Below are 11,554 nucleotides of genomic sequence, written 5' to 3' on the forward strand. Positions count from 1 at the left end.
AAAACCTTCTTCTATGTCATTAGTTTTTACTTAACTGAATTTTTATTATTTTCTGACTTTATGCGTGTTGCGTCATTAAATTGTGATTATGCCGTTCAATTGTTCGCATAAATCCTTCCGTTGCGCTACGTTTACTCCCTATGTAGTCTGCACTGATTATTCCCGCATGCGGCAGTCTATTAATACCATTGGCCAAAGTATTTTTTACTCTGGATAGATAGCTTTTTACCCCTAAAGTCAATTGCTTACGAGCAGGGGAAGCAACAGGGATATTTGTCTGTATAACATTAAGTTTATTTTCTGGCGCTGGGTCTGCGTGAAACTGGCTGAGGAATTGAACCGTGCCGTTTACGTTTGCACGATTAGCCCACTTTGTGTGAACTTGTTCTTTGTAAGACCACAACTCTGATTCAGTTCTGGCATTGCCATGAACCATGATCCCGATATTTTTTCCTTGGCTGAGTAAGTCAACCGTTGCGTTTGCCAAACTACGTGTATCTTCATGATTAATAAGATGATCATCATAATTTTTAATTACACCCCCTAAAAACATATCTGACACCGCTTTCTTCTTTCCTTTGAATACAAATTTCATTAGATAAAAATTATTTTTATCATCTGCTGCGTAATCTAACAATTCCCTGATATCAGATGTGGCATTGCCTCCCGCAATACTAGGGCCATGAAAAAAGCTAAATGAACCATTTTTATTCTGTGCTACACGAATATCAAAATATCTGGCTCCCGCTTCTGCTTGCTTTTTCAGACTCAAGTTTTGAGTTTTAAATGCGCGGGTAAATAATGCGCCTAATGAAGATGCTCCATTTCTTGCTCTACTATAGGCGTAAGTTCCTGCATCATGGCTACCCAACATAGCTATCTGAGATAACTTTGTATTGGCAGGTAATTCGCTATGGTTTATGGAATTACATCCTGTTGGATCAGATAATCCAATCGGGTTATTTCTTACCATTCTGAACAAGTTCAGGCCGTCCACCTTTCCCGCTGGATCTGCTGAGAGCCAGCGACCCGCCCACGGCTGATAATACCGGTGTCCGTAGTAGTATAACCCCGTCGCATCCCGTTCTTTGCCTGAGTACCGGCGAGTTTTGTAATCTGCTTCTGTTTGATTACGGGTCGCCCAGACTGCTGTGCCTCCATACGGATAGTATTCTTCCTGACTGATGACGTTACCACTGCCGTCCACTTCCAGACCGCTGCTACCGATAAGGTTATCGTAGTTGTAGCGCACCTGATCATTAATGTTGATTTCTGGCGGCTTACCGTTCTCCCAGTGCAGTACCCGTACTTGCGATCGACCAGCGTTTCTCACGGTAATAACATGCAGTTTCTCTTTTTCTGTTTTACCATTTGTCTTCGTGCGCAGTTCCAGCCCCGGCAGATATATCATTCGCTGCTTTTGCGTGATATTTCCTGTCTGCTGCGTGCTGACTTTCAGAACACGCTGACTACCCGCATCATAGCGATAGTTTTCACTGTCATTTTCCCCACTCTCACGGGTAACCAGCATCACCTTCTGTAGTTCACCACGCAGTGTCCACATCAGGTGTTGGCCCGGCTGCATTTGTTTTTGGTGTCCACTGCCATCAAATAATGCATCAACTTCGCTAATCTCTTTCGTCAGTGTACTGAGTACGCTCCGGTTACTACGGTTTGAAACGGTGAAATTGGTGGTATAACAGTTGTTGTTGGCTGGTGCGCAATGGCATATCTGTATCAGATTACCACCCCGATCATAGTGGTAATGGCGGGTATAGTTGGTATAGGCGTTGTCTGAAACTAAGGGGATACTGTCAGGTCGTTTTTTCCCCTGTGCAGCCGTTCCTGCCATTTCGCATCCCGTTGCCGAGACCAACTGATACAGACTGTCATAAGTGTAGGTATTTTCTGGCACCACTTCTTGATTTCGCCAGTACCGTGTTGCTTCCGCATCATTCTTGATGCTCAGCACATTTCCGACAGGATCATATGTATAACGTAGATCTTGTAAGACCATAGCCCCGACAGTATGTCCAGCCGGTCGCTCTGTTCTTATTCCTATCAGGCGTTGCGTTTCAGGTTCATAAGTATATGTAGTCACCACTCCGTTACCGTGTTCTTCACTCAGCTTCTGCCCGGCAGCAGAGTAAGTCAGTGACGTCACAATAACCTGTTCCTTAGCCGGACCTTTTTTCTTCTTCAGCGTTAACCAGCTACCCTTTAGCAGGCCAGCCACATCGTAAGCCACGCGCTGGCGGTTACCTGCTGCATCTGTGGTGGTCAGCTCTGCACCGGTGGCATCCACTGTGGTCAGGGTTTCGTGGAATTTCTCCTCGAGTAAAGCATCCCAGACAGAAGCATTCTCTCCCTGCCAGTTGACGACCGTTTCCGCTTTGTCTGCATCTTGCCGCAAACGACGACTGACAGAAAGCGGAGCACCACACAGGGCAATGCTATTTATCTGCACCAAACCTGCCGTGTCATAATGACTGATGCACTGACCAACCAGATTCAGATTTTTTTTATCCTGACTATTGTCTGCATACACGAATCGCTCCGTAAACTGAATCTCCTTACTGGAGACCTGTTCAGTAATGCCCAGCAAACGTCCCGGTAGAGCGCTGCCTTCATACAACCAGGAGCGAGTGATAGCCCGGCTTTTGTCATCCCTACCCTCTTTATTTGTTTCGATGCCAGTTACGGCTAAAAACGGCCTCCCGGCGGCATCATTAAGAGTCACAGAGATACCAGCATCAGCACTTTGTGTACGCAACACATTACCGGTAAGGTCAGTCAAGTATGTGAAATTCACCTGTCCGGCGTCATTCAGACGCGGGTCGGCGCTCTGCGTCAGGGCACCCCGTGCATCATAGTGATGGTGAGTGATACGTGTATCTATCACCGTTGGTGTGTCGGGATGACGGTGATAGGCGATTTCTCGCACAGTCTGCCCGCGATTATCCCGAACCGTAACCATAGGGGTTTTACTGAACAGCGATGTGCTCATGATTGGCTCCTTATTGTTGAAGTATTAATCCGATAAATGAGAATTTTTACTCTCAGTATTGTTTTCGGCATTACGCATTATAAGAAATAGGCATCCCAGCTGATGTTTTTATATTCTATCAATAACACCCTAATCTCATTAATGATGATGAAATCGGGTATATCCCATAATATCACCGCTGGAACTTTATTCAGTAGAGTACATCGTAATAAGCAATTGCATTAATTTTTAACGAATAATTAAGCAAGATTGTATAGAAACACCTCCTTTATTAGGATACATCCTTTGAAATTGAATTAAATAGATAATTAAAAATCAATAGTGAGAATAAAGATCTTTTATGGTGCTTATTTCATTAATAGACATTCGTTAATAACGACGAAGACGAATATTCATTCAAAAAGCACACTAAGAGAAAGGGAATAAAAGAAAAAACATTAACAAAAATGAAATATAACTGATTAATAAACGTCTAAAAAATAACAATAAAGATCAATTGAAGATATAAAATCGTTAATTAAAAAACTAAATAATAAGTATTCTCATATTTAAAATTAGCAATCATGATATAAATTTGCATAATTCAATAATCCTTTGTTATAGTTTCTCTCTAATAAAAATTATATCTTTTGCATATTCACATCACCATTAACAGGATTTAAATACTCCTTTTTTAGTATTTAAACCCTGTCTTTCATATTGTATTTCCATTACAGAAATACGATAAGCCCCCCTATATTTAAAGGAAACAAAAATGAATAAGTTTCACGCACAAATCCCAGAGGCTTTAAGAAATAAATGTGGGTTTTATTGTTCTTCGGATATTTGTCAGCGCTCATTTGAACAATTCCGTCAGGAAGTCCGTGAACATCTCTCTTGGTCAGAAACCCGTGCTTTATATGACAATGCATTAGAAGATCAAAAAAGTCATCGCCTGTATGAAGCCAAATTACTTTCCCGTACTAATCCACAATTACAGAATGCCATTCATCTGGCAATGAATAATTCTGATGCTGCTCAATATAGCTATAAAAATGAATTCGGTGACCGAGCTAATCAATTTGTTGCTCCGGATTCTGTCGCATCAATGTTTTCACCCGCAGCCTATTTGACTGAGCTTTATCGCGAGGCACGGAATTTACATACTGAAGATTCCCTTTATCATCTGGATAAGCGTCGCCCTGATTTAAGCACGTTGGCATTAAGCCAGCAGAATATGGATAAAGAAATTTCTACTTTGTCACTGTCCAATGAATTATTGTTGGAAGGCATTAAGAAGAAACGGGGATTAAAAGATCAATCCGCTGTAATGAAACACCTTTCTATTATAGGGGCTACAGATTTCACTCCTTATCATGATGCTTATGAAACTGTTCGCCAAGCGATAAATTTACACGATCCTGGGCTGAAACAGCTTACTGCATCCCCAGCTGTAGCTAAATTGATACCACCTGCCTCTTTACTGGCAATGCAGAATACTATTTCTCCAGTCGCGTTTGAGAACCTAAAAAAGGAACTTCCTGAAAATGTTACTGAAGAGAATGCCGAAGAGCTTTATAAGAGGTATTTTGGTTATGTTTTACCAGAAATGGCAGTCACTCCAAACCATTTAAAAAGCCTACCATTTGAATTTAGTAATGAGGAAATAGAGCAATTTAAAGAAATTGAACTTGTTACCCGTGTAAACAAGGAGGTTGAGCAGAAAAAACAATATATTGATAATAAGCTCACTATCTCTTTAAAAGAAGAAAACGGTTTCAATGCTCGTTATGAGATTACTAGAACACACATAGACCCTAAAGAAGTGTTGCCTGAAGAAGCGATAAGAGATCTTGATTTATCACATGACCGTCAGGAAAATATCATTGGACTATTTCCTAAAGGAAGGGGATTCTATAAATTAGTATACCCAAAGAACAACCCAGAAACATATTATCAATCAGATATTTTCATTACTCGTTTTAAAGATGGAAAAGAAACTGCTGAACGAATTCATATTTCAAATTTAGATCAATTTGAAGATACAGATGGTAATCTAATCACTGTAATTAATTTAAATCAGGAAATAAGAGAAAAACATGATGATTCTTTCTCTTTAAATCCTTTAAAAATCATACTAATTAAGTTTGATGCGTCAAGAACAAGCAAGGCAAAAGTAGTAGCCTCATCAGAATTTAAAATAGAAAGAACAGATCTTTATTCCATGATTAATAAGGATCAACTAAGTTTAGTAAAATTATTCAATAAAATCAGGCTGTCACGTTTGATAAAAATTCCATTATCCCTTAAAGACATTTCCGATAATCAGGAAATAGAAAAAAGGGTTATGGATACATTTTTCCGGCCATATACTTATATGCACCGCTATGGTATTGATGCCGAAAAAGCAACAGTTCTATGCAATGGTGTTATTTCTGCTAAGGCTAATAAAAATAAATTCAGCCAGTTTGACCACCTGTTTAATACTCCATTATTGGATAATGACACGTTTTCTGCGGATAACAAAGAGATTGATTTCACATCAAATCACACACCGGAACGGTATAAAACCATATTAAAGCGCGCCTTTAATGTAGATGACATCGCCTTTTATCACCTACTAGACGTTGCAATTGGTCATAAAGGAAAATTTTTTGTTAATAACCAAGAAAACCTTTCTGCATTGTATCGGGCCAAGTTATTGGCAGAAACACACCAATTAAGCCTGATTGAATTAAAATTACTGCTGACAGCGCTGGGTAAGAATAATGCTTTCTTATCAGGGATGAATAATAACGATCTGGCAGAATTAATTGATAATATTTATACCGTCACACAATGGTTACAGGCCAAGAAATGGGATGTCTATCAGTTATTTTTGATGACAACTGATACCTATGATAAAACCCTGACACCAGAAATTCAGAGTTTACATAATACGGTCTCACATGGTTTACAAAGCTTAGATAATGCTAAGAATCAAGCCACTAAGTCTGTTTTATTAGAAAAAATGGCACATTTTATTGCCGCCTCCCTGCAATTGCCCTCGGAGAATGTCGCTCATTCTATTTTATTGTGGGCTGATAAGCTCAAGCCCGGAAACGGTCAGATGACTGCGGAAAAATTCTGGAGCTGGCTGAGCACCGAATATCATTCAGAAAATAAAAATTCTGTTGTCACTCAGGAACACGCTGTGCAGTATTGCCACTGTCTGGCACAATTGGCGATGATTTATCGTGCCCTTGATTTGGGTGAAACCGCATTCCAGTTGTTTGTGAAATCGCCTGAATATTTTGGTATATCATCCGACATAACACGCACGCCGTTTTCATTGATCACACTCACCCGTTTTTCTGATTGGTTCCACTCACTGGGTGAGCAGGCTTCTGTCATATTGACCGAGTTTACAAAACAAACGTTGACCGCAGAACAATTAGCCCATGCCATGAATCTGGATATAGAACTGCTGAAAAAAGCTAATATTCAGGCGTTTTCCTCGGTTAATACAAAAGAACTTAAGCACCCGAAACATCTGGAAGATTTGAGAAGAGATCTAGAATACATCATGTTGGGTTTGAAAGATCTAAACAACCCCGAAATTCCGAAAAATTATCTGGAAGATTTAAAAAAAGGCCACCTGAAAAATATTCTGAAAAATGTTCTGAAAAATCCACAAAAAATGCTGGACGACTTGAATAAGTTAAATTCCTTAGAGAGCCTGAAAGAATTTATCAAAAATTTCCTGGAGGAGCTGGACGGTAAAGAACAAGAAATTATCCTCACCAATTGGCCGTCAATCGACGCAACGTTGCAATGGGTTAATCTTTCACAAACATTCAATACTCCTCCTCAGCATCTGGCTTTATTGGTGGAACTAAATCGGAATCCTGAGTATGCCAACTGGCAAACAGCAGCCACTTTGCTGAGTGCTGGTCTGGATAACCAGAAAACCAATATCCTGAATGATTATCTTGATAAAGTGCGCAGTACCGCATTAAGTCAGTACTATATCCGTGAAGTTTCCGATTCTACCCTCCATATCAATACCCGTGAGGATCTCTATCAGCACTTATTAATAGACAATCAGGTTTCTGCGTCTATTAAAACGACCCGTATTGCTGAGGCAATCAGTAGTGTTCAGCTCTATATCAACCGTGCCTTGCAAAAAATGGAACTTGACAAATTTCAGGCTAATGTCACCACCCGACAATTTTTCATGGATTGGGATAAATATAATAAACGTTACAGCACCTGGAGCGGTGTTTCCCAATTAGTTTACTATCCGGAAAACTATATCGATCCAACTATGCGTATCGGGCAGACCCATATGATGGATAATTTATTGCAATCCATCAGCCAGAGTCAGTTAAATACGGATACCGTGGAAGATGCTTTTAAAACCTATCTGACCGAATTTGAAAAAATTGCCAATCTGGAAATTATCAGTGCTTATCATGACCATATCCATAATCATGAAGGACTAACTTACTTTATTGGGCAAAGCAAAACAGAAGTGGGTGAATATTACTGGCGTAGTGTTGATCACAGTAAATTCTCAGAAGGTAAATTTGCTGCCAATGCATGGAGTGAATGGCATAAAATTGATTGCCCAATCAATCCACACCGTGCTCTTCTCCATCCCGTGATTTATAAATCTCGTCTCTATCTGGTATGGCTGGAACAAAAAGAACAAGCGCAACAAAATGAATTAAAAAATGCAGCAACGCAAACTGAATCAAAAAATACCGGCACAAAAACTGAATCAAAAAGCGTAGCAAAACATTATTACTATGAGCTTAAATTAGCCTATATCCGTTATGACGGTACCTGGAATGCACCGCTGGTATTTACTCTCCCCAAGGAAGCCGTCAATTTACTGACACAAAATAATGACTCTATCAGTTTATATTGTGTGCATTGCCCTGATAATAATACCTTACTGGCAATGTTACATAAGACTGAAAAAGAAACTAAAGACTATAAGAATAATTCCAAAGAAGTTCATGGATTATGTATTTCTGCTGATATGAGTGCAGAAAAGATGAAGGATTGGAGTCTCTACCATACCAGCGGTTATACTCACTTTGATACTACTGATGTCAAAAGAGTGAATATCCCTTGCACAGAGAGTCAATACACTTTATCCAGAACTTCAATAGGACACAGCAATTCCAACAGTTGGGGAAAATATGGATTAACTCAGCTCAGCGGGGGAAGTATTTCAAATATTTCACTGACTGGTTCAAAAATGTCTCTTTCCCCCAAAATATGTATTGCTTATCGTGGAAAAACAACGTCATTAAAGAAACAGTGCGACCTGATGATAAAGCATGGCAAGGTTGGCGATAAATTCACAATCTATACCAATATCAATCAGGGCACACCTCATATTTATCCTGTGTATCAGCATAATGGAAACAATGCGAATCGTTTACTGTTCTCAATAGCTGGCAACAAAAAGAGCGGTGAACATTATGCATCCGTCTATCTACATGGTGGTTCAAAAAAGGATAGTGGGAAATTCAGTGTCCATGAAGGGTTTATAGATAATAAAAATGACAGTGGAGATATATTCAATAAGGATTTCTCCATCATGCTTACTCAACAACAGCGCACTTATTATAGCAATGTTGACTCTCATGAATTACAAGCTTTTCCTTTCCCTAGTGATTCTTATTGGCCCCAGTCTTGGGAAAGAAGGCGTGACCCTTTCGATTGGCCTTGGTCTGATTTCCGTGAGCGGGATCGTATCACCTATTCGCGAACTTCTGTCAAAGGCCCCGTCACAATAGATACGGGTATCGATGTTGATACTGTAAAAGTCACCATAAAATCAGGTGGTAATAACATAGATTTCATTGACAAGAACTCCATCAAAGATCATAAATCAGGAAATTTACAGAATATTGTTTATTCATCTTCTCCTATTAAGATTGATGTTTCTAAACTGAAGTTCACAGGTAACAAAGCAAATATTGAAATTACTTTTAGCGCAGTAGCAAAAGATAATCGTAATTTAGGCTCTGAAACCTTTAATATGACTGTCTACCAGAAAATTGAATCAGAGGATAACGCCCCTATTTTGCTGCGCCATAACTCAAATGGTGTGCAATATATGGAATGGGATAAAAAGCCAATTCGTCTGAATACATTATTTGCCCATCAGTTAATCAAATTAGCGGGTAATGGTATCGATACCATTCTGAATATAGAAACGCAGAAAATTCACGAGCCGGGAATAGCTGATTCAGCCGAAACTGAAATGGATTTCAGTGGGGCAAATGCGCTCTATTTCTGGGAATTGTTCTATTACACCCCGATGATGGTGGCACAGCGCCTTTTACAAGAGCAAAACTTTGACGAAGCCAACCGCTGGCTGAAATATGTCTTTAGCCCATCCGGTTATACCGTGCAGGGTCATCATAAAGATTACCACTGGAATGTGCGCCCATTATTGGAACAAACCAGCTGGAACAGCCATCCACTGGATTCTGTCGATCCTGATGCCGTTGCCCAGCATGATCCAACACACTATAAGGTTGCGACCTTTATGCGTACGCTAGATTTGTTGCTGGCTCGTGGTGATCACGCTTACCGCCAACTTGAGCGTGATACGTTGAATGAAGCCAAAATGTGGTATATGCAAGCCTTACATTTGTTGGGAGATATGCCGCCCCTGCCAATGGATTCTATTTGGTCTGAACCCACACTGGAAAGTGCTGCCAGCCAAACAACACAACGTGCCCATACATTGGCTTTGGCTGCGGCTCAACATAAAGAAATACCACCAGCAGAAGTGTCTGAACCACTGTATACCGCAAACAGCCTCACCAAACTGTTCCTGCCACAAATCAACGGGGTCATGCTTGATTACTGGAAAAAACTGAAACAACGCCTGTATAACCTACGTCATAACTTATCGATTGATGGTCAGCCGCTTTATCTGCCGATTTATGCCAAATCTGCTGATCCTAAAGCACTGCTCAGTGCTGCGGTGAGCAGTTCACAGGGTGGCAATGAAATGCCAAAAGCTTTTATGCCGCTATGGCGTTTCCCGCACATGTTGGAAAATGCCCGTGGTATGGTTAGCCACCTGATCCAGTTTGGTTCGACCCTACAATCCATTATTGAGCGTCAGGATGCGGAGGCTCTCAATGCCCTGCTGCATAATCAGGCCAAAGAGTTAATGCTGACAACCCTGAAAATACAGGATAAAGCCATTGAAGAACTGGCTAAAGAAAAAACCGTTCTGGAGCAATCCAAAGCAGGTGCTCAAACCCGCTATGACCATTATCACGGCTTATATGAAGAAGATGTTAATGCCGGTGAAAAATCAGCCATGGAGATGAGAGCAACGTCTCAGGGCATCTCTTTGGGAACAAAAGGTTTATATATGGCAGGCGCGGCTCTGGAAATGGTACCCAATATCTACGGAATGGCTGTCGGTGGCTCTCGTTATGGTGCAATCACTAATGCCATCGCGATTGGTAGCGAAGTGATTGCAGGTAGTCTACAAATTGCTGCGGATACAGTGGCACAATCTGAAGCATGGCGTCGCCGTCGTCAGGAGTGGGAAATTCAGTATAAAAATGCTGATGCAGAATTGAAGCAAATCGATGCTCAGTTAGCGGCTCTGTTAGTTCGTACTGAATCTGCTGAATTGCAAAAACAAAACCTGATCACTCAACAGGAACAGGCTGAAGCACAATTAAGTTTCATGCAAACCAAATTCAGTAATCAGGCACTTTATCACTGGTTACGCGGACGTTTGGCAGCGATTTACTTTCAATTTTACGATTTGACTGTTTCCCGCTGTTTGATGGCAGAACAAGCATACCGTTGGGAAACCAATAAGCTCGAAGCAAGTTTTATCAAGCCGGGTGCATGGCAAGGGACTTACGCAGGTTTACTGGCTGGAGAAACCCTGATGCTGAATCTGGCACAAATGGAAGACAGCCATTTACGCTATGAGCAACGAGCGTTAGAAGTAGAACGTACCGTGTCTATGGCAAATGTTTATAATAACCTATCTGAAAATAATAAATTCAATCTGTCAGATAAAGTTTCAGAGCTATTGCGGGATGGCAAAGGCAACTATGGTCAAAATGGTAATACCCTGAAGCTAGAAAATGCTAATTCACTGACATCACTACAAGCCTCTATTTCTTTGGTCGACCTGAAAATCAGTGACGATTACCCTCAATTCAAAGACAGAACCCGCCGTATCAAACAGATCAGCGTGACATTGCCTGCATTGCTTGGCCCATATCAAGATATTCAGGCTATCTTGTCCTATGGTGGCAGCCATTCTAATCTGGCAAAAGGTTGTGAATCACTGGCCATTTCTCGTGGTTTAAATGATAGCGGTCAGTTCCAACTGGATTTCAATGATGGCAAATTCCTGCCATTTGAAGGTATTCCTGTTGATGATAAAGGAACGCTCACTTTGAGTTTCCCGAATGCGCTGAGTAAGCAGGAAACAATATTACAAAGTCTGAACGACATTATTTTGCATATCCGTTACACCATTAATCAATAAACCACCGAGATAAAGTTAACACCGATCCT

General features: G+C 40.7%; 2 protein-coding genes. One reads left to right on the forward strand and one right to left on the reverse strand.

Features of this window, described 5'->3' with window-relative positions; genetic code table 11:
• Positions 1-58 precede the first annotated feature (58 nt).
• Entirely contained in the window at positions 59-3,007 is a 2,949-nt protein-coding gene (locus tag AAC855_RS15160) for an RHS repeat-associated core domain-containing protein (protein WP_340610695.1), read from the reverse strand.
• A gap of 754 nt (positions 3,008-3,761) precedes the next feature.
• On the opposite strand from AAC855_RS15160, the gene AAC855_RS15165 reads away from it, so the two are divergent.
• Positions 3,762-11,525, forward strand: a complete 7,764-nt coding sequence (locus AAC855_RS15165) for a Tc toxin subunit A-related protein (RefSeq protein WP_340610696.1) — start codon at positions 3,762-3,764, stop codon at positions 11,523-11,525.
• Positions 11,526-11,554 lie beyond the last annotated feature (29 nt).

The sequence above is a fragment of the Xenorhabdus bharatensis genome, from assembly GCF_037996705.1.
GTDB lineage: Bacteria > Pseudomonadota > Gammaproteobacteria > Enterobacterales > Enterobacteriaceae > Xenorhabdus > Xenorhabdus bharatensis.